Source organism: Caulobacter sp. 05T431, from assembly GCF_056665975.1.
In genome coordinates this window covers 1-25,985 of the sequence record NZ_JBFTKU010000004.1, presented here as the reverse complement: position 1 = coordinate 25,985, position 25,985 = coordinate 1, and the positions used below count along the sequence as shown (strand labels likewise).

Genomic DNA, 25,985 nt, shown 5'->3' with positions numbered 1-25,985 from the left:
GCCTCCTTCGGCTCACCTAACGTCAGGCAAGACGGCTTGGTCGAGCATGGTGGCGACGGTCGCCGCGAAGGCGTGGGCGTCGCCGGGCCAGCGGGCGGAGACGTACTGGCCGTCGCGGATCACGAAGGAGGGGCGGAAGTCGCCGACGCTGTCGCGCGCCAGGCCCGAGGCCTTGCGCTTGTACTCCGTGACGCCGACCTGGACGTCGCGGAAATCGTCCGGCCGGGCCAGGGCCCGGGTGACCTCGGCCTGCACCGACATGAAGCCCGCCGGCTGGCCCGGCGCCTCGACATAGGTGCGGTAGTAGTTCCGGTCCCAGAAGCGGAAGGTGCGGGCCAGGGCGCTGGCCGAGCGCTCGAGGGTCCAGGTCAGGGCCGTGGTCTTGCGGCCGTACAGGACCGAGCGGCCGGTGAAGGGGTCGATGCTCCGGGCCGCCAGCAGCACGCCGTGGCAGATGGCGCCGACGGGCTTGCCGGCCGCGAAGGCCCGGACGACCGCCGCCTGCAGCAGCGGGCTCTCCAGATATTCGCGCATGCCCCGCGCCCGATGGCCGCCCGGCAGCAGCAGGCCCTGGAAGGCGGTCGTGGCGATGTCGCTCCACTTCAGCGGCGACTGGAAGGCGGGATCGGCCAGCATGGCGGCGTAGGCGGCGCGCGCCTCGGCGTTGGCGCGCAGCAGGCCGCCGACCAGCGGAAGGCCGCGCCCGGTCAACATGATGGGGTCGGCGGCGCCGGGACGACCGTCGGGCGTGGCGAAGACCACGTCATGGCCGCGTCCGGTCAAGGTCTTCCAGCTGATCGCGACCTCGGTCGGGTCGAAATCGCGGGCGGGGATCGGCATCAGGACCTTCGGCACGCTGCCCCCCAGGCGTCGTTTTCGGCAGCTTATGCCGGACCCTGGGCGGGTCAATCAGCCCGCGTCGTTCAACGGTGAAGCTGCCTTCCAATCGAACAGTTCCTGCAGCGTCCGCACAGCTTGACCGCGCGGCGAGGTCAGATCGGGGTCGCGGGCCAGGATCAGGCGGGCGTCGTCGGCGGCCGCGGCGATCAGGTCGCGGTGGGCCACCGGATCGGCCAGGCGGTAGGCCGGGAAGCCGCTCTGCTTGAGGCCCAGCGGATCGCCGCCGCCGCGCAGCTCCAGGTCCTTCTCGGCGATCTCGAAGCCGTCGTCGCTGCGGCGCAGGATGTCCAGACGCTGCTGGGCGGTCTCCGACAGCGGCGGGTCGTACAGCAGCACGCACGAGCTCTCGCGCGCGCCGCGACCCACGCGGCCGCGCAGCTGGTGCAACTGGGCCAGGCCGAAGCGGTCGGCGTGCTCGATGACCATGATGCTGGCGTTGGGCACATTGACCCCGACCTCGACCACCGTGGTGGCGACCAGCACGCTGACCTCGCCGTCGACGAAGGCCTGCATGACCGCGTCCTTCTCGGCGACCGGCATCTGGCCGTGGACCAGGCCGACCGTCGGGCCGATGGCCTGGCGCAGCGAGGCGGCGCGCATCTCGGCGTCGCGCAGGTCGATCTTTTCGGACTCCGAGACCAGCGGGCAGATCCAGAAAGCCTGGGCCCCGGCCTCGGCGGCGGCCTTCAGCCGGGCGATGATCTCGGGGATGCGCGGGGTGGGCACGGCGCGGGTGGCGACCGGCGTGCGGCCCGGCGGCTTCTCGTCGATGCGCGAGACGTCCAGGTCGCCGAAGACGGTCAGCTCCAGGGTGCGCGGGATCGGCGTGGCCGACATGGCCACCAGGTGCGCGCCTTCCCCCTTGTCCTGCAGCCGCTTGCGCTCGTTGACGCCGAAGCGGTGCTGCTCGTCGATGATGGTCAGACCCAGGGCGTGGAAGGCCACGTCGTCCTGGAACAGGGCGTGGGTGCCCACGGCCACGGCGGCCGAGCCGTCGGCCAGCTTGGCCAGCTTCGAGGCCCGGACCGAGCCCTTGTCGCGGCCGGTCAGCAGGATCACCGCCAGGCCTTGCGCCTCCAGCGGCGGGGCCAGGGTCTCGTAGTGCTGGCGGGCCAGGATCTCGGTCGGGGCCATGAGGGCCGACTGCAGGCCGCTGGAGGCGGCGTCGGCCATGGCCAGCATGGCCACCACGGTCTTGCCCGAGCCGACGTCGCCCTGCAGCAGCCGGCCCATCCGCTCGCCGCTGGCCATGTCGCCGCGCACTTCGGACAGGGCGCGGATCTGCGCCCCGGTCAGCTTGAAGGGCAGGGCCTCCTCGACGGCGTCGGACAGGTCGCCGGCGACGATGCGCGGGGCGGGGTGCGAGCGCTTGCCGGCCTTGCGCTGGGCCAGGGCCAGCTGGTGGGCCAGGAGTTCGTCGAAGGCCAGGCGCCGGCGAGCGACCGACATCGGCGACAGGTCGATCTCGGCCTGCGGGCCGTGGACCAGGATCAGGGCCTCGCGCCAGGCCGGAAAGCCGCTCTTGGCCAGCCAGGCCGGGTCCTGCCATTCGGGCAGGGCGGCGGCGCGGTCCAGGGCCTCCTGGGCGAACTTGCGGAAGGTGCGCGAAGGCAGGCCCGCCGTCGCCGGATACACCGGCTCGACCGCCGGGATCTCGCCAGCCTTCTCCGCGTCCAGCAGGTAGTCCGGATGGGCGACCTGAATCTCGTTGCCGTAGCGCTCGACCTTGCCGCTGACGGCGCGCCTGGCGCCGACCGGATGCTGGCGCTCCAGGTGCGGACCGTGGCCCTTGAACCAGGTCAGGGTGACGAAGCCGTGCTCGTCCCAGGTCCGGATCCGCCAGGGTTGGCCGCTGCGCTGCGGCGGCATGTGGGTGTCGATGGTGACCAGGAAGGTCTGGACCTGTCCGTCCACGGCGCGGTCGCTGGTGGTGACGGTCCGGCGGATCAGGCCCTGGGGCAGGGTGAACAGCACATCGCGGACGATCGGTCCCGCCAGGCGCTCGACCAGCGGCGCGACGCGCGGCCCCACGCCTTTCAGCGTGGAGACCGGCGTGAACAGCGGAAAGAGAATCTCGGGGCGCATGCGGACTCCACCATAGCGAAGCCTGCGTCGGATGTGGACGCCGCGATGTTCTCTTTTCGTACTTGATGGCGAAGGAAAGCTCGACCGTACGAGGTCGGACGGATCCCGGGGCGACGATTCTGTCGGCCGTGGGATCCGGGAAGGGCCTACTCGCCCTTGTTCATGACCGGCCGGACGGCCGCCACGATGTCCTGCAGCTCGTCCGAGCGCGAGGCGCCCGAGACGTTCAGGCGGGTGTAGAGGTACTCGGCCTTGTGCTTCAGCGAGGCCTCGGGGAAGCGGTTGCCGGCCCCGTGCAGGTTGTTGGCCTCGCCCGCATAGACGATGGTTCCGGCCGCGTCGACGAAGACGAAATTGCCGGCGATGGTCGTCCGCGGATCACGATCCTCGGCCAACTTGTAACGGTAGACGGCGCCCGATGCGCCTTGCAGATCGATATAGGGTTTCACAGGACCTCGCCTCACAGCACACGGCGTCGGCGGAGAGGAGGTGAGGGGCGCCGGAGGCCAAATTATGACCTTAGGCCGCTCACCTTGCTGAGGAATCGCCGCGTGCGCTCTTCCTTAGGCGAACCGAGCACGGCGGCGGAAGGGCCTTGTTCAATAATAACGCCGTCATCCATGAAGAGCGTCCGATCGGCCACATCGCGGGCGAAGTCCATCTGGTGGGTCACGATGACCATGGTGCGCTTCTCGGCGGCCAGGTCGCGGATCACCGTCAGCACCTCGCCGACCAGTTCCGGGTCGAGCGCCGAGGTCGGTTCGTCGAACAGGATGACCTCCGGATCCATGGCCAGGGCGCGGGCGATGGCGCAGCGCTGCTGCTGGCCGCCGGACAGCTCGCGTGGATAGGCGTCAACCCGATGGGCCAGGCCCACCTTGGTCAGCAGGGCGCGGGCCTTGTCGTAGGCTTCCGCCGGCTTGACGCCGCGCACCACGATCAGGCCCTCGGCCACGTTCTGCAGGGCCGTGCGATGCGGGAACAGGTTGAAGCTCTGGAACACGAAGCCGACCCGGCCCTTCAGGGCGCGGGCGAAAGGCGGTTTGGTMCCTGCGGTGACGCCGGCCACGGTCAGGGTCCCGCCGTCGATGACCTCCAGCCCGGCCAGGCAGCGCAGCAGSGTGCTCTTGCCCGAGCCGCTGGGGCCGATGACCGCGACGGTCTCGCCGGGCGTCACCGTCAGGTCCACGCCGTTGACGACGGTGGTCGCGCCGAAGCGCTTGATCAGGCCCTTAGCGTCGATCGCGCTCATCTGCGGCCCTCCGCGCGGCGTTCCAGGCGGGTCTGGCCCAGGGCCAGCAGGCTGGACAGGACCCAGTAGATTGCGGCGGCCGCCAGATACATGGCGAAGATCTCGTAGGTGCGGGCGGTGATCAGCTGGGCCTGGCGGAACAGCTCGGGCACCTGGATGGTGGCGGCCAGGGAGGTGTCCTTGACCAGGCTGATGAAGCTGTTGGACAGGGGCGCGACGGCGGTGCGGGCGGCCTGGGGCAGGATCACCCGGCGCAGGGTCTGGCCGCGGCTCATGCCCAGCACGCTGGCGGCCTCCCACTGGCCCTTGTCGACGGCGGCGATGGCGCTGCGCAGGATCTCGCCGGCATAGGCGCCGATATTGATCGAGAAGCCGATCCCGGCGGCCAGCAGCGGCGGCAGCTCGATCCCCAGCTGCGGCAGGCCGTAATAGATCAGGAACAGCTGGACCAGCAGCGGCGTGCCCCGGATCGCCGAGACATAGACCGCCGCTGGCCAGCGCAGCAGCGGGCTGCGCGACAGCCGCATCAGGGCCAGGCCGAAGCCGATGACCAGGCCCACCCCCATGCCGATCACGCTGAGCAGCACGGTGTAGACCGCGCCCTTCAGCAGCAGCGGGGCGGACTGGGCGACGAGATCGAGGGCGGGGTTCATCGGCCGACGGCCGGGGACACGGAGAGGGACATGACCCCGATCCTAGCGCGGGATATCACTTCGTCACGTCCTGCCCGAACCACTTGGTCGAGATGGCGGCCAGCTGGCCGTTGGCGCGCAGGGCGTCGATGGCCTGATCGATCGTCACCTTCAGGGCGGGATCGCGCAGCATGGCCACGCCCATGCCCTGGCTGGCGAACGGCGGGCCCGAGGCCTCGAAGTCCGGCGTGGTCTTGACGAAGTCGGCGGCCACCAGCCGGTCGTTGAGCACGGCGTCGATCCGGCCGGCCTTCAGGTCCTGGTACTTGGTGGGGTCGTCGTCATAGGTGCGGACAATGGCCTTGGGGGCGTTCTTGCGCAGCCAGCTCTCGTAGTTGGTGCCCAGTCCCACGCCCACCTTCTTGCCGGCCAGGTCGGCTGGGGCGGCGATGCCGGTCTGGCCCTTGCGGACGATGATCTGGATGCCCGACACGGTGTAGGGCCGCGAGAAGTCGTACTTGGCCGCGCGCTCGGGGGTGATGGTGATCTGGTTGATCACCACGTCGATGCGCTTGGATTCCAGCGCGCCCAGCAGGCCGGCGAACGGCGAGGGGTGGAACTCGGCCTTGACGCCCATCTGGGCGGCCAGGGCCTTGGCGAAGTCGACCTCGAACCCGGCCAGCTGGCCGTCCTTGTCCTGGAAGTTGAACGGCGGATAGGTGCCTTCCAGGCCGACGCGCAGGACCTTGGTCGATTCGACGCGCTTGAGGCCCGTCTCGGCCACGTCGCCGGTCTTGCCCCCGCAGGCGGCCAGGGCGCCCAGGCCGAGCGCGACGGCGCCCACGCCCAGGGCGGTCAGGAGTTCACGACGAGCGGGGAATCGCATGCGAAGCCTCGAAAGACAAAAGTCAGGGGCGCATTTCTATACGCCCCGCGAGCCGCCGCCAGAGGCAAGCGTCGCCGGGAGCGTGCGCGACCCAACCTGACCGAGATTTAACCTGACGACGGGTCCCCGGTCTGGCTTCCTGCGAGGCTGCGTAACCCATCGGGGGATTCCATGGTTCTGTTCGACCCGGCCGCGGCGACCGCGGCCTATCTGGCGCAACTGCCGCCCGAGGCCCACGCCAAGGCCACGGCCTACACCCAGGGCGGCCACTGGCTGCTGTTGTGGGGCTTCCTGGTCTCGGTGCTGGTGTCGTTCCTGATCGTGCGCAGCGGCGTGCTGGTCGGCCTGCGGCGCGGGATGGAGCGGCGCAAGCCGCGACCGGTGCTGGTCAGCCTGGCGGTCGGCGTCGTCTACCTGCTGATCGACGGCGTCCTGAGCCTGCCGTGGTCGGCCTATGCCGGCTGGTGGCGGCAGAAGCAGTACGGCCTGACCAGCCAGGCCTTCAGCGGCTGGCTGGGCGAGAGCGCCATCAGCCTGCTGATCAGCGCCGTGGCCTTCGGCCTGTTCCTGACGGCGCTTTACGCCCTGATCCGCAAGGCGCCGCGCACCTGGTGGCTGTGGAGCGGCGGGCTGACCGCGGTGTTCATCACCGTCCTGATGGTGCTGTCGCCGATCTATATCGAGCCGATCTTCAACCACTACACGCCCGCGCCGGCCGGCCCCGTGCGCGATCAGGTGGTGGCCATGGCCAAGGCCAACGGCATCCCGGCCGACAAGATCTTCGTCTACAACGGCTCCAAGCAGTCCAACGCCTACACCGCCAACGTCTCGGGCCTGTTCGGCTCGGCGCGGGTGGCGATGAGCGACACGATGTTCAAGCAGGGCGCGGACCTGGCTGAGGTGCGCGGCGTCGTCGGCCACGAGATGGGCCACTACGCCCACTACCACTCGCTGTGGATCGCCGGGGTGATGAGCCTGCTGGCCATCGTGTCGTTCTTCCTGGTCGACCGGCTGTTCGCGCCGGTCTGCGCCCTGTTGGGCGGCGACACGATCAAGGGCCTGGCCGATCCCGCCGGCCTGCCGGTGCTGAGCGTGATCCTGGCGGTGCTGTCGCTGCTGGGCACGCCACTGACCAACAGCCTGGTCCGCATCGCCGAAAGCGACGCCGACCACTACAGCCTGGAGCATTTCAACGAGCCGGACGGCCTGTCCAAGGCCCTGGTCAAGACTATCGAATATCGCGCGGCCACGCCCAGCCGGCTGGAGGAGGTGCTGTTCTACGACCACCCGGCCGTGGGTAACCGCATCCGCCGGGCGATGGACTGGAAGGCGGCGCATCCGAAGGCGGACTAGGCGAAATAGGGTCGGGGACATGCACTTGTGCGTGTCCCCAGCCGCTACCGCTTGCGGACGAACACCGTGCCGGCCGAATAGCCCGCGCCGAAGCTGCAGATCAGGCCGGTGTCGCCGGGCTTGAAGTCGTCGTTGGCGGTGTGGAAGGCGATGATCGAGCCGGCCGAGCTGGTGTTGGCGTAGGTGTCCAGGATGATCACGTTCTCGCCGGGGGCGGGATCGCGGCCCAGCACCTTGCGGCCGATCATCTCGTTCATGTTGATGTTGGCCTGATGCAGCCAGAGGCGCTTCAGCCCCGTCGGCTCCACGCCGATGTCGCCGGCGTGCTCGACGATCATCTCGCTGACCATCGGCACCACCTCGCGGAACACCTTGCGGCCTTCCTGCACGAACAGCTTGTCCTTGGCGCCGATGCCTTCCGGGGCCGCGCGGTTCAGGAAGCCGAAGTTGTTGCGGATGTTGTTGGAGAACACCGTCTTCAGCCGCGTGCCCAGGATCTCCCAGCCGCCGGTCGCCTGGCTTTCCTCTTCCAGGATCACGGCCGTGGCCACGTCGCCGAAGATGAAGTGGCTGTCGCGGTCGGTGAAGTTCAGGTGGCCCGAGCAGATCTCGGGATTGACCATCAGCACGGCCTTGGCGCTGCCCGTGGCGATGAAGTCGGCCGCGGTCTTGATGCCGAAGGTGGCCGACGAGCAGGCGACGTTCATGTCGAAGGCGAAGCCCTCGATGCCCAGGGCCTGCTGCACCTCGATGGCCATGGCGGGGTAGGCGCGCTGCATGTTCGAGGCGGCGCAGATCACCGCGCCGATCTCCGAGGCCGGCTTGCCCCAGCGGGCGATGGCCTGCTTGGCGGCCTCGACGGCCATCTCGGCCAGGATCGAGATCTCTTCGTTCGGGCGCTCGGGCAGGATCGGGCGCATGACCTCGGGATCGACGATCCCGGTCTTGTCCATCACGAAGCGCGACTTGATGCCCGAGGCCTTCTCGATGAACTCGGGCGAGGAGGGCAGCAGGGCCGTGACCTCGCCGGCGGCGATGGCCTCGGCGTTGGCGGCGTTGAAGCGCTCGACATAGGTGTTGAAGGTCTCGACCAACTCGGTGTTCGAAACGCTGAACGGCGGGGTGTACAGCCCCGTGGCGACGATGACGGCTTTAGGCAAGGCGGMGATCCCGGTGACGTTGGCGAGCCTCCTCCAAGATTAAGGGGGGCGCGCCTTTCGGTTCTTGCCCGATCAATAGCACGCTTGGCGCAGCCGTCACGTTTCCCCGCGCGGCAGGAGGGCAACACCTTGCCGCTTTCGGGTCGGGGAGGGGAACGATTCCGCGCCGCCACAATCGCCACGGACGTGTCGCGATCGACACGCAATGGCCCCAAACGGGCTCGCCAGGGTCCAAAGGCGGCCCAATGGCAAGGCTATCCCAGGACCGTCGAGGCGCTCCCCCAGCCTCGCCAGTACCAAGGAGTACAACAATGAAGACTCTCATGTCGGCGGCCGTGCTGGCCGCTCCCGTGGTCGCGATCTCGCTCGCTTCGGCGCCTGGCCTGGCGCAAGCCCAGGACACCGGCGTCTACGGTACGCTAGGCTATGCCGGGTCCCGCGCCGAAGGCGCCGACACCGGCGCCGTCCAAGGCCGCCTGGGCGCCAAGCTGACCCCGCACTTCGGCGTCGAGGGCGAACTGTCCGGCGGCGTGAAGGACGACAATATCGACCAGGCCGGCGTCCGCTCCAAGCTCGAGCAGACCCACCAGGCCGCGGTCTACGGCGTGGGCTTCCTGCCGGTGACCCCGAACATCGACCTGATCGGCCGCGTMGGCTACGGCAACAGCCAGTTCAAGCAGACCGTGGCCGGGGTCGAGAACAAGTTCGACGCCGACAGCGTCAACTACGGCGTCGGCGCCCAGTACAAGTTCGACGACAAGAACGGCGTCCGCGTCGACTACACCCGTCAGCAGTACCGCGACGACGACGCGGCCGACGCCAACGTGGTCTCGGTGGGCTACGCCCGGAAGTTCTAGGATCCAGGCCCCCCGAAACGAAGAACGCGCGCCTCGAGCCCGGGGCGCGCGTTCTGATTCCGAGCCGGTCCTCAATCAGGCCGTGGGCGGCTCCGCGCCGGGCGCGTAGTGATGGTGATGCACGGTCGGTCCGCCGCCGTAGGGCTGGCGGCCCTTGGGGTCCTCGCCGTAGCGGTTGGGGCCGGGCGTGCCGTCCATCAGGTGGAAGACCAGCAGGATGATCCCGCCCACGCCGGGGATCAGGCCCAGCAGCACCATCCAGCCCGACTGGTCGATGTCGTGCAGTCGGCGGACGTGGACAGCCAGGGTCGGGACGATCAGGGCCAGCGCGCCCGCCATGGCGACCAGGATCCAGACGACGAAGGCGACGCCGGGTCCACTCTGGCCCTGGCCCTTGCTCGCCTCCGCGCCCGCGACCACCAACGACACGGTGACGATGGTGAAGACCAGGGCGGCCAGGATATGGAACAGGAAGAAGAGCCAATACTCCGTCCGTCGCGAGCGCCCTTCGAAATCGGCGTAGCGGCKCAATGGCTCAAACATCAAGGACATCGATTTCCCCCAAAAGATCGGCTTCGCGAGCACTGAACAACCCTGGCGGTACCGTAGGGCGGCGCAAGCCCCACCGTAAAGGCGCTTTTCGACCGACGCGCGTCGCCATGCCTCGGCGGAGCCGGCTTGACGCCCGCGCCGTGAAGCGTGACGCTGGCGTCAAGTTTCGGGAGGAAGCGTCGCTTGGACAAGGCGCTGTTGATTCAATTGGTGGGCTCGGCCGTGGCCGTCAGCCTGCTGGTCGCCATCGCGGCCTGGGCGCGGATTCCGCGTCCGACCCCGCCGCTGGACGCCGAGGGGGCCCGCGCTCTGCTGGGCGTGGAGTTCCCCGACGACCGCGTCGACGCCCTGTGGATCGCCGCCGACGGCGCGGGCCTGGTGGCGCGGTCGGGCGAGCGGGCCTTGGTCGCCTGGCGCAAGGGCGACGGCTACGTGGCCCGCGACCTGGCCTGGAGCGCCGCCCTGGCCGCCAAGGCCGACAAGGGTTTCCTCCGCCTCAAGACCGCCGACGGCGCCCCGCGCCTGGCCCTGAAGGACGGCGTCTGGCCGCCGCGGGAATTCGCATGAAGACCTTCGACCCCGTGCAGATGGCCATTCCGTTCTTCGTGCTGGCCGTCATCCTCGAGATCGTCCTGGCCCGGCTGGGCAAGGCCGACGCCCGCTACGAGGCCAAGGACACCGCCATGTCCCTGACCATGGGCCTGGGCAGCAGCGTCGCCGGCGCGATCCTGGGCGGGGCGATCTTCGCCGCCACGGTGTGGGTGTACCAGCACCGCATCTTCACGATCCCGATGACCGCCGTCTGGGCCTGGGTGATCCTCTTCTTCGCCGAGGACCTGACCTACTACTGGTTCCACCGCATCGCCCACGAGCGGCGGTTCTGGTGGGCCAGCCACGTCAACCACCACACCTCCACCCACTACAACCTGTCGACCGCCCTGCGGCAGACCTGGACGGGCGGGGTGGTCGGCACGTGGTTGCTGTGGCTGCCGCTGTCGTTCCTGGGCTTCCCGCCGGCCATGGTGGCCATCCAGAAGGGGATCAGCCTGATCTACCAGTTCTGGATCCACACCGAGGCGATCAAGCGCATGCCGCGCTGGTTCGAGGCGGTGTTCAACACGCCCTCGCACCACCGGGTGCACCACGCCCGCAACGCCCGCTATCTGGACGCCAACTACGCCGGCATCCTGATCATCTGGGACCGGATGTTCGGCACCTTCATCCCGGAGTCGGACGAGGAAGCGTGCCGCTACGGCACGGTCAAGAACCTGGCCAGCTTCAACCTGCTGACCAACGTCTTCCACGAGTTCATCGGCATCGCCAAGGACGTCGTCGCCCACCCGCGCCACGCCCTGGGCTATGTCTTCGGCCCGCCGGGCTGGAGCCATGACGGCTCGCGCGACACGTCCCACACCCTGAAGGCCAAGTGGCGGGCGCGGCTGGAGCGGGACGGCAAGGCGACGCCGGAGACGCAGGCGGCGGAATAGGCGGCGACGCCGGGCGCGCTCGGCGAGCCGCGCCCGGGCCGTTTGCCTAGTCGATCTTGACGAACGGCGTCGAGCCGCCGGTCACCTTGGGCAGTTCGCCGTTCCACTTCTCGATGGCCTGCTGCTGCAGGACCTGCGGATTGGCGCGGAGGGCCTCGCCCTTGATGCGGATGGATTCGGCCTCGCCGCGCGCCTTGGCGATGGCGGCGTTGGCCAGGGCGGTCTCCTTGGCCTCCAGCGCCTTGGCCGCCAGGGCTTCCTGCTCCAGCTGGGTCTTGTTCTGCATCTGCTGGATGATGGCGTCCGGATAACGGATCGAGCCGATCCAATCCATCTGCGAGACCGTGACGCCGTGACGGGCCCACTTGCCCGACACCCGGGCGAAGGCGCGCTGCATCACCGCCTGGCGGCCGCCGCTGTAGAGAGTCTCGACGCCGACCTTCTCGGCCTCGGCCGCGACGGCCGAACGCACGTCGTTTCGGATCGGGCCGTCCAGCAGCTGGTCGAACGACAGGCGATAGGTCTGGTACAGGTTGGGCGCCGAGGCGGGGTTCACCTGCAGGGTCACCGAGACGTCGGCCGTCATGGGCAGGCCGGTGTTGTCGGAGAAGGTGATCTCCTCGTTCTCGTTGCCGCGCTCGTCCTTCTCGCGGGTGTAGCTGTAGGTGCGCTGGATCACCGGATACTGGATGATCCGTTCGCCGATGCCGCGGAAGTACCAGCGCGCGGGCAGGGGCTCGGGCGAGACGCCGGCGCCGGACCCGAGGGTCTTGATCTTCACCCCGGCGTTGCCGGGCTCGACCGTGGTGCTGTGCGAGATCACGCTGCACGAGCCCACCACCAGGACCAGCAGGCTGACCCCGCCGACGGCGAAGTTCCGGCCGGCCGCCTTGGCCTTGGCGCGGGCCTTGGCGGCCTTGGTCTGGAAGTCTTCAGTCATTCCCCGATATCCTCGTTGGTCGGTTCGCGTGTCTTGTGCAGGTCTTTGAGCATGATCGACGCCAGCTTGCCGAGACCGACGACGCCGATCGCGAAGGCGAGGGGCGCGGCGATCAGGCCGATGTCGGTGGCCGAGCCCCAGAGCGGGCCGACGATGACTCGAATCAGGACGACGGCCAGCGTCACCCATCCGATGAGATAGGCCGCGGCCTTGGCATAGATCATGACGGCCCCCCGCCGGTCCCTGACGTCAGGCGTGTCGGCCCGGCGCGGCCACAGTGACAAGTCTGCTCAAGCTACGCACGTGAAACCTTGTCCACGAAGGCGAGTCCGGCAGGCGGTCGAAGGACGAGGAAAGTCGGCGGCCCGTGTCGGTTCCGGACAGGTTCGATCGTCTTCCAGACGAACGGCCGGCCTACCGGGTCCGGGCCATGGCGTTGGCGAAGCTACAGATGGAGGTCTTCGCATGGGCGTGCGCGAACAGATCGACGGCTATATCGACGGCCTGTCTCCGGCCAAGCGCGACGAATTGCGCGACCTGGACCGGCGCATCCAGGCGATTTCACCCGACGCCGAGCTGTGGTTCCTGGACGGCCGGAACGCCGAGGGCAAGGTCGTCTCCAACCCGAACATCGGATACGGGGCGCAGACGCTCCACTACGCCAACGGGGAGACGCGGGCGTTCTACAAGATCGGCCTCAGCGCAAATACCTCCGGCCTGTCGCTCTACGTCATGGGTCTCGAGGACAAGACCTACCTGTCGAAGACCTGTGGGGCGCGGCTCGGCAAGGCCAAGGTCACGGGGTACTGCATCAGCTTCAGGTCGGTGAAGGACGTCGATGTCGGCGTGCTGGAGGAGGTGGTGGCGGACGCGCTGAAACCCCTCTCTCTTTGAGAGACGGAGGGGCCCACCGCCGACAGGCGGTGGGAGGGTGAGTGGTTTCACCGCCGGCAGGCAAATTCAGAGCCGTCGTGCTCTTCGAAATGATCCGGACTTCCACTGTGGCGGCCGGACATACGGCGTCTTCGTCTGAGCTTTGTCCTGAGAGATTGTAACCACTCACCCTCCTACCGCTTCGCGGCGGGCCCCTCCCTCTCTCTAAGAGAGAGGGATCAAAAGAGTCAGGAAAATTATCCCCCTCTCTCCCGGCGTGTTTCCTGAACAAAAACAACGCTCCGAAATCACTTATCCTCCCCCTTTCACGCCGGCGCATAATCAGGCCACCTCGAGGCGATGGGGAGGGCGCTAAGGCCTGCGACCTTCGCGGCCTTGGGGGGCGGTCGAGCGGGAAGCGCTCGTCGGCGGCGGTTCCGAGAGGGGCCGCGACCTCATCCATCTGGTGCCGGCCGGGCGTGGTCCACAGATACGGCGTTGGATGAGGGTCGGCGGGGCGACAGGCGCGGGGTGACCCGCGCGTTCCGGGACCGGGCTTCGTGGGCCCGGCCCGCCCGTCGGGGGCTTTAGACCGGCGAGGTCCGAACAGGGCCGGACGCCGGACGCTCCTGGATAACGGTCGCGCGGAGCGTCGGTCCTGGTCGAAACGGTATTTCTTCAAAAGCTTCCGGGCCCGGCCCGGCGCTCCGCAGCCCTCCCCGAACTTCAGCGGCTCGCCGTGTGAGGCGGCCGAGACGCGCCTCAGACGCAGAGGTCGCTCCACGACTGGTCCAGGGCGTCGCTGCCGTCGGTCTCTTCCAGCTTCAGGTCGCCTTGCGACCAGACGAAGCGCTCGGGGCCGTCGAAGCCGTCCTGCTCCTGGACGATGTCGACCTCGCCGCAGACGGAGGGGATTTCGCCGTCCCAATGGACGAACAGTTTGCCGAAGTCGACGCCCTGGGCCTCCGGGAAACGGTCGGCGACGGCGATCCGGGCGCCCGCGATCGCCTCGACGTCGTCGGCGCGATGATCGACGGCCTCGGCCTGGGTGTCGCGCAGGACGTAGGCGGTCAGGCCCGCGCCCAGTCCGGCCAGGACGAGCACGGCCGCGCCGCCGGCGATGAGTTGGGGTCTGGTCAGGGCTGCCATCTTGGCGTGCAGCCTAGCCGTGAAGCGGCCGGGTGCAAGTTTGGTCAGACTGCGCCGGTGAACACTTGCCCCCACCTGGCGGCTTCGCCGCCTGTCCGCCCCCACAGGGGGCGGAGGCCGAAAACGCGGGCCATCTTCCCCCTGTGGGGGAAGACGACCACGAAGCGGTCCGTAGGGGGCAAGTGTCGATCAGTCCCGCAGCAGCGGCAGGCTCAGCCCCATGGCCGGCCGCGCCGAGAGGATCTCCCTCCGGAAACGGAACAGCTCAGCCGGGCGGCCGCCGGTGTCGGCGTCCTGGCGGCCCAGGCCCTCGACCAGGTCCTCGCGCTCGACCACGCGGCGGAAGTTCTGCTTGTGCAGCGGCACCCCGGCGATGGCCTCGACCGTGCGCTGCAGGGCCGACAGGGTGAACTCGGCGGGCATCAGCTCGAAGACCACCGGGCGGTACTTGATCTTGCCCCGGATGCGCGACAGGCCGGTGGCCAGGATGCGGCGGTGATCCGAGATCATCGGCTCGCCCAGGGCGGCCGACAGGGCGGCCGGCTCGGCCGGGTCGTGGCCCTCGGCCCGGGCCCGGTCGCGGGCGGCCTCGGGGGCCAGGCCCGCCTCGTAGAGCAGCTCGTAGCGCTCCAGGACGCGCTCCTCGTTCCAGGGCGCGCCGTCCAGGGCGAAGGCCAGGCGGGCGCGGGACCACTTGCCGGCGTCCTCGCCGGCCCAGCGGCGCAGGGCGGGGGCGATGGCCTCGTCCAGCAAGGCGGGACGGCCGTGGCGCCAGTCCTCCCACGGGAAGAAGGCCGACCAGGGCGCCCAGGCGGTGTCGGGAACCTGGGTCTCGACCGCCGTGGGGGTCAGGCCCAGATAGCCGACCGAGACGATCCGGGCCGCCCCGGCCCCCATCTCGGCGCGCGGCGCGTCGCGGCCCTCGTCGCCGAAGGTGTAGAGTTGTTCGACATAGCCCAGCTGGAACCGGGTCTGCTCGGTGACGAAGGCCCGCAGGCCCAGTTCGAAGGTGCGGTGGCCGGCCGGGTCGAACGGGCCGAACGGCAGGCCGGGCAGGGGGCTGGCCACGTCGGTGACGGCGTCGTGCGGCCGCACGGTCAGGACCACGGCCTCGCCGTCGCGGATGGCCACCACCACCGCCGACAGGCCGATGACGACCGAGGTGGGGCCGGMCCCGCTGGTCATTCGGTCTCGAACGCCATGCCCGGCGCGCTTTCGAAGCCGGCGGCGCGGGACAGCACATGGAAGCGCTGAACGTAGCGGGCCTGGGCCTCGAACGGCGGCAGGGGCAGGATCTTCAGGTCGTAGCCGGCCGGGGGCGGACCGAAGATCGCCAGGGACTCGGCGTGCTCGAACCCGGCCAGCTGGGTGGCCTCGAAGAAGGCGCAGGCCCGGTCGGCCTGCTTGATCAGCTTCTTGATCGCGGCCGGCACCTTGGGCGGCAGGCCGAAGCGGATGTGTATGGCGTCCTCCAGCCGGGCCTCGAAGTCCTTGTAGCTGACGCCCAGCGCCGCCTTGAACGGGCTGATCATGTCGCCGATCACGTATTCGCTGGCGTCGTGCAGCAGAGCGGCCAGGCGCCATTTCGGCTCGAGGTCGGGCTTGATGTGGGCGGCGATCTCCTCGACCACCACGCTGTGCTGGGCCACCGAGAAGCCGTGCTCGCCGGTGGTCTGGCCGTTCCAGCGCGCCACCCTGGCCAGGCCGTGGGCGATGTCCTCGATCTCGATGTCCATCGGCGAGGGATCCAGCAGGTCGAGCCTGCGGCCCGACAGCATGCGCTGCCACGCCCGGGGCGGAGTTTTATGCAGCCCTTTGGCCACGAGATCGTTCCTTACGGTGAAGGTGCAGGCCTTACACAGTCTGGACTGGCCCATCGTTTGACAAAGATCAATGAGCGGCGGCCGGTTGCCTGTGGAAATGCCGTCGCCGTTAGGAAGCGTCTGACCCGGGAGATCGATCATGAGCTGGGCGAGAATCATGGCGCCGCTGGCGGGGACCCCCGCCGACCGAGGCGTCCTGGAAGCGGCCAAGACCCTGGCCGCGGGTTTCGACGCCGAGCTGGCCTGCGTCCACGCCCCGGCCGACATGGCCGACCTGATGCCCTGGATGGGCGAGGGGTTCATGGGCGGCGTGCAGGTCACGGCGCTGGAGAGCCTGAAGGAGGCCGCCGTCGAGGGCCACCACGCCGTCGACAAGCTGGTGGCCGAGCTGGGCTACGCCCGGGCCACGGCGATCAGCCTGGAATCGCCGGTGTGGGCGGGCCTGGCCATGGAGGGCCGGCTGTCGGACGTGATCGTGTTCGACAGCGCGGCGGCGCGCGGCAAGGGGCCGCTGGCGGAATCGTTCCAGCAGATGATCGCCGACGAGCAGCGTCCCGTCGTCGTGGCGCGGCCGGGCCTGAAGGTCGGCGGCACGGTGCTGGTGGCCTGGGACGGCGGCAAGGAGGCCAGCCGGGCCATGCGAACTTCGCTGCCGTTGCTGCAGAAGGCCGGCAAGGTGGTGGTGGCCGGGGCGCCGGGCGCCTCGTCGCGCAATTTCGAGCTGGAACGCCTGGTCGCGTTCCTGTCGGCCCGGGGCGTCAAGGCCGAGCCCAAGACGGTGGAGGGGACGGGCGGCGACGCCTCGGCCCTGCTGCTGGGCGCGGCCAAGGACGTCGGCGCCGACTTCCTGGTGGCGGGGGCCTTCGGCCATCCGCGCCTGCAGGAGTTCATCTTCGGCGGCACCACCCGGAGCCTGCTGAACAGCGACGGCCCTTCGCTGTTCCTGTCGCACTAGCGTTTTTTGAAAGAAGAAGGAGGACGGTCAATGTCCCTGTCACGCATCGTCATGCGCCTGGCCCGCAATCCCGGCACCGAGTTCGCGGGAGGCGACGACCACCGCGGTTACGCCCTGACCGCGCCCCTGACCGAGGACGGCCACCTCGACGCCGCCGCCTACGCCAAGGCCAAGGACGAGTGCGTGGTCCGCCGCTTCGCCCCCGACGAGGACGCCGCCGACGGCCGCCTGAACCGTCGGGGCGAGCGCTGGTTTTTCGACTATGACGAGGGCGAGGACCTGGACGACGAGCCCGTCCACCGGCTGGGCCAGCACCGCTTCGCCCTGGGCGAATACGTCACCGTCACCGACGACGACGGCCGGGCCCTGACCTACAAGGTGATGGAGGTGACGCCGGTCTAACCGCCGACGTTGTGGCGGACCAGGGTCTTCATGTCCTCGAAGATGTCGTGGTCGCTGCCGTCGCGGCCCTTGGCCTTGACCACGGCCACGGCCAGCGGGCCGCCCTTGGGGCCGCGGGCCTCGTAGCCGACGACGCGGTAGCCGCTGACGGCCTTGTCGCTGGCCAGGATCAGGGTGGCGCGCACGCCGTCGCCGCCCCGCCGCTGGCGAATCTGGGCGCCCTCGTTGGTGGCGTGGATCTCGGTGTCGCCCTCGTCCTCGTTGGTGGACTGGACGCTGACGTTGGAATTGCCGCCGCTGGTCCGCTCGGTCACCCGCTTGGTGCTGTCGCCGTCGCGGGTCGTGATGTTCTTGGAGACCTTGACCTCGGCGGTGTCGTCGTTGGCGTTGATCGTCAGGCCGCCGATCTTGATGTCGGCGCCCTTGTCATGGGCGTCGATCTTGATGCCGGGCAGGCTGATCTTGGCGCTGTCGCCCTTGGCCTTGCCGCCGGGCGGCGGCGGGGGCGGCGACTTGACCGCCGGCATCAGGGCCTTCAGGTCGGTCTCGATCGGCGCCAAGGCGGCCTCGGCGTCGCCGCCGTTCAGCGCGACCAGGCTCAGCGTGACCTCGGCGTTCTGGCCGGTATAGGCGCAGGTCTGGCCGTCGGCGGCGGCGCTGACGCGGGTCAGTTCGCCCTGCTTGTCGGGGCAGTCCAGCCGGCTGATCACCCGCAGCGGCGCGCGCTTGCCGGGCGTCTTGTGATCGCCCTGGCTGACCTCGACCTTGGGCGAGCAGGCGCAGGCAAGGGCGGCCAGGCTCGCGGCGGCCAGCAGCGTCAGGTGTCGCATAAAAGGAATCTCCCGTTCGACGCGAACGTGGTCCGGCGGCGCTCGGAAATCCAATGAAATCGCGGTAACGGCCCTTACTGCCCGGGCCGCGCGCCCGAGCCCTCGCGGCGGGCCAGGAAGGCCAGGCGCTCGAACAGGTGGACGTCCTGCTCGTTCTTCAGCAGGGCGCCGTGCAGCGGCGGGATCAGCTTGGTCGGATCCTTCTCGCGCAGGGTGCTTTCGTCGATGTCCTCGACCAGCAGCAGCTTCAGCCAGTCCAGCAGCTCGGACGTCGACGGTTTCTTCTTCAGGCCCGGCACCTTGCGCATGTCGTAGAAGATGCGCAGGGCCTCGGCGACCAGCTTCTGCTTGATGCCCGGGAAGTGCACGTCGACGATGGCCTGCATCGTCGCCTCCTCGGGGAAGCGGATGTAGTGGAAGAAGYAGCGGCGCAGGAACGCGTCCGGCAGCTCCTTCTCGTTGTTGGAGGTGATGATGATGATCGGCCGGACCTTGGCCGCGATCGTCTCGTCGGTCTCGTAGACGTAGAACTCGTTGCGATCCAACTCCTGCAGCAGGTCGTTGGGGAACTCGATGTCGGCCTTGTCGATCTCGTCGATCAGCAGGACCGGGCGGACCGGGGCCTCGAAGGCCTCCCACAGCTTGCCCTTCTTGATGTAGTTGCGGACGTCCTTGACCCGCTCGTCGCCCAGCTGGCTGTCGCGCAGGCGGGTCACCGCGTCGTACTCGTAGAGACCCTGCTGGGCCTTGGTGGTCGACTTGATGTGCCAGGTCAGCAGCGGCGCGTTCATCGCCTTGGCCACTTCGTAGGCCAGCACGGTCTTGCCGGTGCCGGGTTCACCCTTGATCAGCAGCGGGCGTTCCAGCGCCACGGCGGCGTTGACGGCGACCTTCAGGTCTTCGGTTGCGACGTAGTCGGCGGTGCCTTCGAAGCGCGAGCTCATACGGTTTCCTGACGGCGGCTCCAGTGAGCCGCCTCGAACAGTTGTTCAAATCAGGACTAACCTACAGACCAACGGTCGGCCGGATCAAGCCAGCTTGTGGGCCAGCTTGTGGTCAGGCTCCGTCGCGCGGCTTCAGCAGTTCGGGCGGCGGCTTGCGGTGGCGGCGGGCCACCGACGGCGGGTCGCTGGCCGGGAAGCTGTCCTCCAGGCCTTCCTCCAGCTGGTCCTCGAGATATTCCGTCGGGTCGTCATGGTCGGATTCGGGCGAGGCGTCGGACATGGCAGGTCTCCTATCGCCTTATGAATCTAGGCGCGCGGGGATACAGCTTCAACGCCGGTCCGGCCGTCTTGAACGTCTCAGCTCTCCTTGGCGTAGCCCAGCGACTCGATGTCGTCCTCGGCCAGTTCGGTGGATTCGAAGTCGGCGGCGCTGTCGTCGTCGTCCGAGATCGAGTCTTCGACATCCTCGTCGTCGCCGGCGATCGCGCTGAGCGGTTCGCGCTCGACGTCCAGCCCCTCGTCGTCGCGTTCGCCTTCCAGGTCGTCATCGATCTCGTCGGCGTCCTCGTCGTCGAAGTCGGTGTCTTCTTCGTCCTCGTCTTCATCGCCGTCGGCCTGGGTGACGTCATAGACGTCGTCCAGCTCGTCGAAATTGGCGATGTCGTCGCCGTCCTCTGTCAGGTTGGTCTCGTCCAGGACCTCGGCGCCGTCCTGGTCGTCATAGTCGGTGTCGGTGGGCATGGCGGGCTCCCTGAAACCAGAAGGGCGAGGGCGACGCCCCCGCTGTCCCGGATTCAACCCGTCGTCCGTGACGATTGTTCCGTCGGTCGCGCTAGGCGAAGGGGAGGGCGTAGCCCTTGTCCAGGAGGCGCCGGGCCATCTCCTCGCGCCGGGCCGGCCAGTCCTGGGCCAGCAGGCCCAGGCCGACCACGTCGGCCGGCGCGCCGTCCTTGATCACGTGATGGCGGAACAGCGCCTCGCGCTGGAAGCCGTAGCGCTCGTGCAGCTTCCAGACGCTTTCGTTGGACAGCAGCACCTCGCACCACAGCTTGTCGAAGCCCAGGGGGCCGAAGACGTATTCGATCACCCAGAACTCGATGTACGACCCCACGCCAAGCCCCCGCACCGACGGGCTGGCCAGGTAGTAGGCCCAGGCGCAGCGGCGGTTCCTGGCGTCGATATCGGCCAGGTTGGCCAGGCCCACCGGCTCGCCGTCCACCTCGATCACCCAGTAGCGTCGGCGGGCGTCGCTCGCCATGCCGTCGAACCAGCGGTCGTGTTCGGCCTGGCCGATCTTGTGGTCGGTGTACATGTAGGCCGCGACCTCGGGACTGTTGCGCCAGTCCAGCAGCCTCTGACGATCGTCTTCGGTCACGTCGCGCAGGACGACGGCGTGGGACGGGGCGTCCGAGGCTCCAGTGGTCATACGCGGCGATCTCCTCCCAGGGCCGCAAGGTCCGGTCGGCCTCGCACGAAGGCCCGGACCTCGTCCGACGTGAAGGTCGGATTGGCGGCGTAGAGTCCATCGTACACCGCGCGGACGAAGTCCAGGTCGTCAGGCCGGTCCACCGTCCAGCGCACGTCGCCCTCGTCGGCGGCCTGCTCGAGGCCCTCGATCTTGAAGCGGTTGGGGTGGCGATAGAGGAAGGGCGTGACGTGCTCGTGGTCGTAAGGATCGGTCGTCTCGTCGGCGGCGATCTTCAGGGCCACGGATTCGAACACCTCGACGTCMAGGCCTTTGGGGAAGCTGCGCCGGGCCGGGGTGTTGGATGTGTAGTCGGCGCCGGAGCGCTCGTGCAGGGCCAGGGTCTGGTCGATCAGGTCGGGATCGGCCAGGGGGCAATCGGCCGTTAGGCGCACCACGGTGCGGATCGGTCCGAAGGTGTCGATCGCGCCGATGAAGCGGGCCAGCACGTCGTCCAGCGATCCGCGGAACACCTCGACGCCGGCGGCGATCAGGCACACGGCCAACGGGTCGTCGCTGACCTGGTCGGAGGTGGCCACCACGATCCTTTGCAGCCGCGTGGCGCGTTTCAGGCGCTCGATCTGCCTCAGGATCATCGGCTTGCCGGCCAGATCGGCCAAAACCTTGCCKGGAAGCCGCGTCGATGACATGCGAGCTTGGAGGATGGCGAGCGGCAAGGGCGTACTCAAGGTTAGGTTGGGAACATGAAGCCCCAACGCCGGTGTTCGTCTACCGCTGAAATGCGGTGGCCTCGTGGCGAAGCCTTGTCCGTCACGCGGTCGGGAAGCGCTCGCGCAGGGCCGCGCCGACCGCCTGCATGGTTGGGTTCCAGTCGTTGAAGTCCGGCGTGATGAAGCAACGGGCCTGCGGGTACCAGGGCCAGGTCTGGGCCCCCAGCCGGGTCCAGGACGCCGCGCCCGTCAGCATCCAGATCGGTGCGCCGCAGGCTCCGCCGAGGTTGGTGGTGGCGTTGGAGAAGCCGACGATCATATCCATCGCGCAGCACAGGGCGGCGACGTCGTCGAGGTCCTGCTTCAGGTCGATGCCCGGCGGCTGCCAGATGTCGACGCCGAACTCGGCCTTGGCCAGGGCGATCTCCTCGCTGCAGTCGCCGTACTGCAGGTTCACGAAGGTGACCTCCGGGACTTCGAGGATCGGCCGCCACAGCAGGAAGGGCGAGAATTGCCGGGCCCGTTCGCCGTTCAGCTTCAGGCTCTTCCACAGCAGGCCGACCTTGGGGCCCTTGGGCGCGCTCTCGTCCAGGACCCGCCGCCAGTGCGCGACCCGGGCCGGATCGGCCGTCAGGAAGTTGGGACGGTGGGGGAAGGCGGCCAGGCTGGGACGGAACACCTCGAGCAGGTCGGCCATCGGGGCCCAGAAGTCGATGCCGCTCCAGTCCTCGATCTCCGGCGCGCCGCGATAGACGCGGCCCTCGTAGGCGACGGTCTTGTGCGGGAAGACGGCGGCCTTGGGGAACGAGCGCTGGAACAGCGGGACCAGCCGGCGCTCGACCGCCAGGGTCAGCTTGCCGTCGGGGCCCAGCGCCTCGACCAGGTCGGGCAGCATGTTGGCGAACATCACCTCGTCGCCCAGGCCCTGCTCGGCGCAGATCATCAGCGACTTGCCGGCCAGGTCCATGCCCGGGCTCCAGCGCGGGGCGTCGATGGTGAAGCGCGGGGCGTCGGTCAGGTCCTTGGACAGCCGGGCCTTGTAGGCGCTCCAGCCTTCTCCGACCCGGCCCAGGGCCAGCAGGGTGGTGGCGCGGCCGAACTGCATCGTCGCCAGGTCCTCGGCGGATTCGGCGAAGGCGATCGCCTGGTCGCAGTCGGCCAGCGAGCCCTCGACGTCGCCCAGGTCCAGCTTGGCGTAGGCGCGGTTGTGGTAGGCCTTGCCGAAGCTGGGGGCCAGTCGCAGCGTCTCGTCGAAGAAGGTCAGGGCCGTCTTGCCGTCGCCCTGGCTGCACAGGATCGTGCCCAGGGTGTTCCACAGCAGCGGCTGTTCGGGATTGGCGTTGATGGCCGGTCGCAGGACMTCGATGGCCTCCTCGCAGCGATTGAGGTCGCGCAGGGCGCAAGCCAGGTTGTTGACGCCCTCCAGGTCGCCGGGGCGGGCCTGGACGTAGTGGGCGAAGAACTTGACGGCGATTTCCGGCATGTTCAGGCGGAAGGCCAGGCGGCCCAGGTCGCCGGCGACGCCGTCGTGATTGGGCAGCAGCTTCAGCGCCGCCTCGTAGCAGTGCATCGAGCCGGCGAAGTCGCCGATCTTCTCGCGGGCGATGCCCAGCACGTGCCAGGCCACGCCCAGCTTGTCGTCGAACTCCAGCGCCTTCAGCGCCAGCTTCTCGCCCTTGGCGAAGTCGCCGCCGTGCATGGCGCTGACCGAGCGCTCCAGCAGCCGCGAGGCTTCCCGATTGCGCACCTCGTGGACCTGTCGATCCAGCCGCTCCAGGGCCTCGGTCGAGGCGGCGTCGCCGGTGGCCGTCTGGAAGCCAAGGTTAACGGGCTGAACGACGGATTCCTGTGCGACGGCCAGCGCGGCGGCCGAGATCTGGGTGTCGCGACTGCGAGACATCTATTGCGGCCTTGGCGGTTGGAGAGAGTCATCCTCTGGGTCAGTATGTTTAATTGTATCCTAAGCTGCGTCTCCCGGTCGCAGGCTTGGCAAGGGGACGTTAACCGCCTCCGCCTAGCTTCTGCTCCGAACCGCTCTTCCGGCGGATGGGGCGACACGGCAATGCAAGAGGGAGCGGCCTTGTGCCATTGAAGCTGTCGCTGAAACCCGGCGAGAAATTCGTGCTGAACGGGGCGGTCGTCCAGAACGGCGACCGTCGCGGCGTGCTGGTGCTCCAGAACAAGGCCTCGGTGCTGCGTGAAAAGGACATCATGCAGCCCGACGAGGCCACGACGCCGGCGCGCCGGATCTATTTCCCGGTCATGATGATGTACCTGGACGAGGCCGGCGCCGAGCGTCAGTACGAGGAATTCGCCACCCGCCTGACCGAATTCATGGGCGTGGTGCGCAATCCCGACGTGCTGGGCGACTGCATCGCCATCTCCAAGCACGTGATGGCGCGGGAATACTACAAGGCGCTCATGCTGAGCCGTAAGCTAATCGAGTACGAAGATCAGAGGTTGGGGCATGTCTCTTAGGGCCTATCAACAGACGGCGACGCGGACCGAAAATCCGCGCGAGATGGAATACCGTCTGTTCGGTCAGGTGACGCGCGCCCTCATGGCCGCGTCCGAAGCGCCGGCGGACGACATCGCCACGCGCATCGACGCGCTCGACTGGAACCGGCGCGTGTGGTCGGCCCTGGCGACCGACTGCGCCCTGCCGGAAAACACCCTGCCGGTGCAGCTGCGGGCCAGCATCATCTCGCTCAGCCTGTGGGTCGGGCGCCACTCCAGCGCCATCATGCGCAAGGAGGAGGATTTCGAGCCGCTGATCGAGATCAACCGCATGATCATGCAGGGCCTGGCCGGCCGTTCCGACGGCGCCTGATCCCGGCCCGACGGGCCAACTTGAATTCAGCCGTCATGGCGAGGCGGGCGTCGGTTTCGGCGCCCGCCTTTTCCATGCGCCGCGAGCGGGCAGGGGCTAGCGGCGCCGGCGGCAAACCTTTCCGGTAAAAGCTGCCGCCCGGCGGTTTCTGCAGGCGATCGGCGGCGCCACGGCGAACGTGGTATTCGAAAAAGCCATTTCAAAACAGCAATTTAAAGACTTGCACCGTGTGGCGCCGACTGGCCCGCCGCTTGCGATGGTTCCCGCGGGCAAAACGCCCGACCGGCAAAACGCCGGGGCAATCCTCCCAAAATGGCGAGACACACCATGCTGAACTCGATCAACACCAATGCCGGCGCCATGATCGCGCTGCAAAACCTGAACTCCACCAACACGGAGCTGCAAAACACTCAGCAACGCATCAACACCGGCAAGAAGATCTCCAACGCCAAGGACAACGGCGCGATCTGGTCGATGGCCAAGATGCAAAGCGCGACGTCGCAATCGCTGAACGCCGTGAAGGACTCCCTCCAACGCGGTCAATCGACGATCGATGTCGGCCTTGCCGCTGGCGACACCATCACCGACCTGCTCGGCAAKATGAAGGAAAAGGCCCTGGCCGCTTCCGACACCTCGCTGAACACCGCCTCGTTCAACGCCCTGGTCTCGGACTTCACCTCGCTGCGTGACCAAATCACCAAGGCTGTCACCAACGCCAAGTTCAACGGCGTCAGCCTCGTCGACGGCACCACCACCAAGCTGCAGTTCCTCAGCAACTCGGACGGTGTCGCCTACACGGTGAGCGCCAAGACTCTCTCGCTGAAGGGCCTGGGTCTGACCACGACCTCGACCTTCACGACCGCCGCCGCGGCCAAGACCATGATCGACACGATCACCAAGTCGATGACCACGGCGACGAACAAGCTGGCGAGCCTGGGCACCAGCTCGACGGGCCTGGACATGCACCTGACCTTCACGGGTAAGCTGCAGGACAGCCTGGACGCGGGTGTCGGCAACCTGGTCGATGCGGACCTGGCCAAGGAAAGCGCGAAGCTGCAGTCGCTGCAGACGAAGCAGCAACTGGGGGTTCAAGCCCTCTCGATCGCGAACCAGACGCCTCAGTCGATCCTTTCGCTGTTCAAGTGATCGGCGACTAGGCTCCAAGAAGCGATCAAAGCCGGACGGTCTACGGACCGTCCGGCATTTCTTTTTTTAGGACCGACGTTCGTCGAATTGTCCGAAGCCCACCTAAAAATTGCCCGGCAGATTTTGCCGAGACCATGTGTCGCTCGGCAATTATTGCCGATCAAAATCACGGTAAACAAAACTATAACATTGCAATTTCAAGTGGTTGGAAATTTCTGCCTACTGGGCAGTTTTGGCCCGATCATTGCTTCCTAGTTCAACGAGCAAAATGCTCCCGGCAGTCAAAATGACGTCGGAACCCTTGAATAGGAACTGTCGCGATGCCGCTGAATAGCATCAACACGAACGCCGGTGCGATGATCGCCCTGCAAAACCTGAACAGCACCAATTCGGAGCTTCAGGTCACGCAACAACGCATCAACACCGGTAAGAAGGTCGGGACCGCCAAGGACAACGGCGCGATCTGGGCCATGGCCAAGAACCAATCGGCCACCTCCTCTTCGCTGAACGCCGTGAAGGACTCGCTGCAACGCGGCCAGTCGACCATCGACGTGGCCCTGGCCGCCGGCGACACCATCACCGACCTGCTTGGCAAGATGAAGGAAAAGGCCCTGGCCGCTTCCGACACCTCGCTGAACACCGCGTCGTTCAACGCCCTGAAGTCGGACTTCGAAAGCCTGCGTGACCAGATCACCAAGGCTGTCACCAACGCCAAGTTCAACGGCGTGTCGATCGCCGACGGCTCGACCCAGAAGCTGGCCTTCCTGGCCAACTCGGACGGCTCGCAGTTCAC

Annotated in this window: 30 protein-coding genes and 1 pseudogene; 11 read left to right on the top strand and 20 right to left on the bottom strand. The window is 68.0% G+C overall.

Annotated elements, in window-relative coordinates:
• Positions 1–12: 12 nt before the first annotated feature.
• The 6 genes from AC1U89_RS05270 to tcyJ form a co-directional block, all read right to left on the bottom strand.
• Positions 13–855 (bottom strand): type 1 glutamine amidotransferase domain-containing protein, encoded by an 843-nt coding sequence (locus tag AC1U89_RS05270; protein WP_479898684.1) that lies wholly within the window; start codon positions 853–855, stop codon positions 13–15.
• Positions 856–909: 54 nt separating this feature from the next.
• Positions 910–2,985, bottom strand: coding sequence for an ATP-dependent DNA helicase RecG (gene recG, locus AC1U89_RS05265; protein WP_479898683.1), 2,076 nt, complete (start codon positions 2,983–2,985; stop codon positions 910–912).
• A 146-nt stretch (positions 2,986–3,131) separates the two neighbouring features.
• Positions 3,132–3,434 carry a hypothetical protein gene (locus AC1U89_RS05260; protein WP_479898682.1) on the bottom strand — a complete coding sequence of 101 codons (303 nt, stop codon included), beginning with the start codon at positions 3,432–3,434 and terminating at the stop codon, positions 3,132–3,134.
• Positions 3,435–3,496: 62 nt separating this feature from the next.
• A complete protein-coding gene (locus AC1U89_RS05255) occupies positions 3,497–4,237 on the bottom strand; it encodes an amino acid ABC transporter ATP-binding protein (RefSeq protein WP_479898681.1) in 741 nt (246 codons plus the stop codon).
• Complete coding sequence (gene tcyL / locus AC1U89_RS05250; protein WP_479898680.1) at positions 4,234–4,890, bottom strand: cystine ABC transporter permease; 657 nt, start codon at positions 4,888–4,890, stop codon at positions 4,234–4,236. Before tcyL ends, AC1U89_RS05255 begins: the two co-directional genes overlap by 4 nt.
• A gap of 55 nt (positions 4,891–4,945) precedes the next feature.
• Positions 4,946–5,755 carry a cystine ABC transporter substrate-binding protein gene (gene tcyJ, locus AC1U89_RS05245; RefSeq protein WP_479898679.1) on the bottom strand — a complete coding sequence of 270 codons (810 nt, stop codon included), beginning with the start codon at positions 5,753–5,755 and terminating at the stop codon, positions 4,946–4,948.
• 171 nt (positions 5,756–5,926) lie between these two features.
• Here tcyJ and AC1U89_RS05240 point away from each other — a divergent pair, with 171 nt between their 5' ends.
• Positions 5,927–7,108, top strand: a complete 1,182-nt coding sequence (locus AC1U89_RS05240) for a M48 family metallopeptidase (protein ID WP_479898678.1) — start codon at positions 5,927–5,929, stop codon at positions 7,106–7,108.
• A gap of 44 nt (positions 7,109–7,152) precedes the next feature.
• Here AC1U89_RS05240 and AC1U89_RS05235 read toward each other — a convergent pair whose 3' ends face one another.
• Positions 7,153–8,268, bottom strand: a complete 1,116-nt coding sequence (locus AC1U89_RS05235) for a beta-ketoacyl-ACP synthase III (protein WP_479898677.1) — start codon at positions 8,266–8,268, stop codon at positions 7,153–7,155.
• 311 nt (positions 8,269–8,579) lie between these two features.
• Between AC1U89_RS05235 and AC1U89_RS05230 the strand changes: the two genes are divergently transcribed.
• A complete protein-coding gene (locus AC1U89_RS05230; protein ID WP_479898676.1) occupies positions 8,580–9,125 on the top strand; it encodes a porin family protein in 546 nt (181 codons plus the stop codon).
• Positions 9,126–9,200: 75 nt separating this feature from the next.
• Here AC1U89_RS05230 and AC1U89_RS05225 read toward each other — a convergent pair whose 3' ends face one another.
• On the bottom strand, positions 9,201–9,668 hold the full coding sequence (locus AC1U89_RS05225; RefSeq protein ID WP_479898675.1) for a DUF805 domain-containing protein: 468 nt from the start codon (positions 9,666–9,668) through the stop codon (positions 9,201–9,203).
• A gap of 192 nt (positions 9,669–9,860) precedes the next feature.
• Between AC1U89_RS05225 and AC1U89_RS05220 the strand changes: the two genes are divergently transcribed.
• Together AC1U89_RS05220 and AC1U89_RS05215 are read left to right on the top strand one after the other, a co-directional pair.
• The gene (locus AC1U89_RS05220) at positions 9,861–10,244 is read left to right on the top strand and encodes a hypothetical protein (protein ID WP_479898674.1); all 384 of its coding nucleotides are present in this window, start codon (positions 9,861–9,863) and stop codon (positions 10,242–10,244) included.
• Positions 10,241–11,164 carry a sterol desaturase family protein gene (locus AC1U89_RS05215; protein WP_479898673.1) on the top strand — a complete coding sequence of 308 codons (924 nt, stop codon included), beginning with the start codon at positions 10,241–10,243 and terminating at the stop codon, positions 11,162–11,164. Before AC1U89_RS05220 ends, AC1U89_RS05215 begins: the two co-directional genes overlap by 4 nt.
• 46 nt (positions 11,165–11,210) lie before the next feature.
• On the opposite strand, the gene AC1U89_RS05210 is transcribed toward AC1U89_RS05215, so the two are convergent.
• Entirely contained in the window at positions 11,211–12,104 is an 894-nt protein-coding gene (locus tag AC1U89_RS05210) for an SPFH domain-containing protein (protein ID WP_479898672.1), read from the bottom strand.
• The gene (locus AC1U89_RS05205; RefSeq protein WP_479898671.1) at positions 12,101–12,328 is read right to left on the bottom strand and encodes a hypothetical protein; all 228 of its coding nucleotides are present in this window, start codon (positions 12,326–12,328) and stop codon (positions 12,101–12,103) included. The genes AC1U89_RS05210 and AC1U89_RS05205 overlap by 4 nt, the downstream gene beginning before the upstream one ends.
• A gap of 241 nt (positions 12,329–12,569) precedes the next feature.
• Here AC1U89_RS05205 and AC1U89_RS05200 point away from each other — a divergent pair, with 241 nt between their 5' ends.
• Positions 12,570–12,998 (top strand): DUF1801 domain-containing protein, encoded by a 429-nt coding sequence (locus AC1U89_RS05200; RefSeq protein WP_479898670.1) that lies wholly within the window; start codon positions 12,570–12,572, stop codon positions 12,996–12,998.
• A gap of 741 nt (positions 12,999–13,739) precedes the next feature.
• Here the strand turns inward: AC1U89_RS05200 and AC1U89_RS05195 are convergent.
• The 3 genes and pseudogenes from AC1U89_RS05195 to AC1U89_RS05185 form a co-directional block, all read right to left on the bottom strand.
• A complete protein-coding gene (locus AC1U89_RS05195; protein ID WP_479898669.1) occupies positions 13,740–14,126 on the bottom strand; it encodes a hypothetical protein in 387 nt (128 codons plus the stop codon).
• Positions 14,127–14,315: 189 nt separating this feature from the next.
• A pseudogene (locus tag AC1U89_RS05190) lies at positions 14,316–15,369 on the bottom strand (NUDIX hydrolase).
• On the bottom strand, positions 15,308–15,949 hold the full coding sequence (locus tag AC1U89_RS05185; RefSeq protein WP_479898668.1) for a YfbR-like 5'-deoxynucleotidase: 642 nt from the start codon (positions 15,947–15,949) through the stop codon (positions 15,308–15,310). The pseudogene AC1U89_RS05190 and the gene AC1U89_RS05185 overlap by 62 nt, the downstream one beginning before the upstream one ends.
• A 139-nt stretch (positions 15,950–16,088) precedes the next feature.
• On the opposite strand from AC1U89_RS05185, the gene AC1U89_RS05180 reads away from it, so the two are divergent.
• Both AC1U89_RS05180 and AC1U89_RS05175 read left to right on the top strand, forming a co-directional pair.
• Positions 16,089–16,904 carry a universal stress protein gene (locus AC1U89_RS05180; RefSeq protein ID WP_479898667.1) on the top strand — a complete coding sequence of 272 codons (816 nt, stop codon included), beginning with the start codon at positions 16,089–16,091 and terminating at the stop codon, positions 16,902–16,904.
• 30 nt (positions 16,905–16,934) lie between these two features.
• Positions 16,935–17,306: a hypothetical protein gene (locus AC1U89_RS05175; RefSeq protein WP_479898666.1), complete on the top strand. Its 372-nt coding sequence runs from the start codon at positions 16,935–16,937 to the stop codon at positions 17,304–17,306.
• Here AC1U89_RS05175 and AC1U89_RS05170 read toward each other — a convergent pair.
• The 7 genes from AC1U89_RS05170 to AC1U89_RS05140 all read right to left on the bottom strand — a co-directional run bounded on the left by AC1U89_RS05170 (position 17,303) and on the right by AC1U89_RS05140 (position 23,116).
• Positions 17,303–18,136, bottom strand: a complete 834-nt coding sequence (locus AC1U89_RS05170) for a hypothetical protein (RefSeq protein ID WP_479898665.1) — start codon at positions 18,134–18,136, stop codon at positions 17,303–17,305. The genes AC1U89_RS05175 and AC1U89_RS05170 overlap by 4 nt on opposite strands.
• A 74-nt stretch (positions 18,137–18,210) precedes the next feature.
• The gene (locus tag AC1U89_RS05165; RefSeq protein WP_479898664.1) at positions 18,211–19,080 is read right to left on the bottom strand and encodes an AAA family ATPase; all 870 of its coding nucleotides are present in this window, start codon (positions 19,078–19,080) and stop codon (positions 18,211–18,213) included.
• A 112-nt stretch (positions 19,081–19,192) separates the two neighbouring features.
• Complete coding sequence (locus tag AC1U89_RS05160) at positions 19,193–19,360, bottom strand: hypothetical protein (protein ID WP_479898663.1); 168 nt, start codon at positions 19,358–19,360, stop codon at positions 19,193–19,195.
• A gap of 77 nt (positions 19,361–19,437) precedes the next feature.
• The gene (locus AC1U89_RS05155; RefSeq protein WP_479898662.1) at positions 19,438–19,821 is read right to left on the bottom strand and encodes a primosomal protein; all 384 of its coding nucleotides are present in this window, start codon (positions 19,819–19,821) and stop codon (positions 19,438–19,440) included.
• Between the two features lie 91 nt (positions 19,822–19,912).
• Complete coding sequence (pseH, locus tag AC1U89_RS05150; protein WP_479898661.1) at positions 19,913–20,506, bottom strand: UDP-4-amino-4,6-dideoxy-N-acetyl-beta-L-altrosamine N-acetyltransferase; 594 nt, start codon at positions 20,504–20,506, stop codon at positions 19,913–19,915.
• A complete protein-coding gene (locus AC1U89_RS05145; RefSeq protein WP_479898660.1) occupies positions 20,503–21,222 on the bottom strand; it encodes a cytidylyltransferase domain-containing protein in 720 nt (239 codons plus the stop codon). Before AC1U89_RS05145 ends, pseH begins: the two co-directional genes overlap by 4 nt.
• Positions 21,223–21,316: 94 nt before the next feature.
• Positions 21,317–23,116 (bottom strand): tetratricopeptide repeat protein, encoded by a 1,800-nt coding sequence (locus AC1U89_RS05140; RefSeq protein ID WP_479898659.1) that lies wholly within the window; start codon positions 23,114–23,116, stop codon positions 21,317–21,319.
• Between the two features lie 182 nt (positions 23,117–23,298).
• Between AC1U89_RS05140 and flbT the strand changes: the two genes are divergently transcribed.
• From flbT to AC1U89_RS05120, 4 genes are all read left to right on the top strand, one after another.
• Positions 23,299–23,694, top strand: a complete 396-nt coding sequence (gene flbT / locus AC1U89_RS05135) for a flagellar biosynthesis repressor FlbT (RefSeq protein WP_029914853.1) — start codon at positions 23,299–23,301, stop codon at positions 23,692–23,694.
• Positions 23,684–24,046, top strand: a complete 363-nt coding sequence (gene flaF, locus AC1U89_RS05130) for a flagellar biosynthesis regulator FlaF (protein ID WP_029914851.1) — start codon at positions 23,684–23,686, stop codon at positions 24,044–24,046. Before flbT ends, flaF begins: the two co-directional genes overlap by 11 nt.
• Before the next feature lie 327 nt (positions 24,047–24,373).
• Entirely contained in the window at positions 24,374–25,192 is an 819-nt protein-coding gene (locus tag AC1U89_RS05125) for a flagellin (protein ID WP_479898658.1), read from the top strand.
• A gap of 320 nt (positions 25,193–25,512) precedes the next feature.
• A partial coding sequence (locus AC1U89_RS05120; RefSeq protein WP_479898657.1) for a flagellin occupies positions 25,513–25,985 on the top strand: 473 nt, incomplete at its 3' end.

Bases quoted from the DNA above. Each gene is read 5' to 3' on its own strand.
- AC1U89_RS05195 (WP_479898669.1), bottom strand. From the start codon at position 14,126: ATGGCAGCCCTGACCAGACCCCAACTCATCGCCGGCGGCGCGGCCGTG.
- AC1U89_RS05170 (WP_479898665.1), bottom strand. From the start codon at position 18,136: ATGCGACACCTGACGCTGCTGGCCGCCGCGAGCCTGGCCGCCCTTGCC.
- AC1U89_RS05160 (WP_479898663.1), bottom strand. From the start codon at position 19,360: ATGTCCGACGCCTCGCCCGAATCCGACCATGACGACCCGACGGAATAT.
- AC1U89_RS05200 (WP_479898670.1), top strand. From the start codon at position 12,570: ATGGGCGTGCGCGAACAGATCGACGGCTATATCGACGGCCTGTCTCCG.
- pseH (WP_479898661.1), bottom strand. From the start codon at position 20,506: ATGACCACTGGAGCCTCGGACGCCCCGTCCCACGCCGTCGTCCTGCGC.
- flaF (WP_029914851.1), top strand. From the start codon at position 23,684: ATGTCTCTTAGGGCCTATCAACAGACGGCGACGCGGACCGAAAATCCG.
- AC1U89_RS05205 (WP_479898671.1), bottom strand. From the start codon at position 12,328: ATGATCTATGCCAAGGCCGCGGCCTATCTCATCGGATGGGTGACGCTG.
- recG (WP_479898683.1), bottom strand. From the start codon at position 2,985: ATGCGCCCCGAGATTCTCTTTCCGCTGTTCACGCCGGTCTCCACGCTG.
- AC1U89_RS05215 (WP_479898673.1), top strand. From the start codon at position 10,241: ATGAAGACCTTCGACCCCGTGCAGATGGCCATTCCGTTCTTCGTGCTG.
- AC1U89_RS05240 (WP_479898678.1), top strand. From the start codon at position 5,927: ATGGTTCTGTTCGACCCGGCCGCGGCGACCGCGGCCTATCTGGCGCAA.
- AC1U89_RS05155 (WP_479898662.1), bottom strand. From the start codon at position 19,821: ATGCCCACCGACACCGACTATGACGACCAGGACGGCGCCGAGGTCCTG.
- tcyL (WP_479898680.1), bottom strand. From the start codon at position 4,890: ATGAACCCCGCCCTCGATCTCGTCGCCCAGTCCGCCCCGCTGCTGCTG.
- AC1U89_RS05180 (WP_479898667.1), top strand. From the start codon at position 16,089: ATGAGCTGGGCGAGAATCATGGCGCCGCTGGCGGGGACCCCCGCCGAC.
- AC1U89_RS05210 (WP_479898672.1), bottom strand. From the start codon at position 12,104: ATGACTGAAGACTTCCAGACCAAGGCCGCCAAGGCCCGCGCCAAGGCC.
- AC1U89_RS05175 (WP_479898666.1), top strand. From the start codon at position 16,935: ATGTCCCTGTCACGCATCGTCATGCGCCTGGCCCGCAATCCCGGCACC.
- tcyJ (WP_479898679.1), bottom strand. From the start codon at position 5,755: ATGCGATTCCCCGCTCGTCGTGAACTCCTGACCGCCCTGGGCGTGGGC.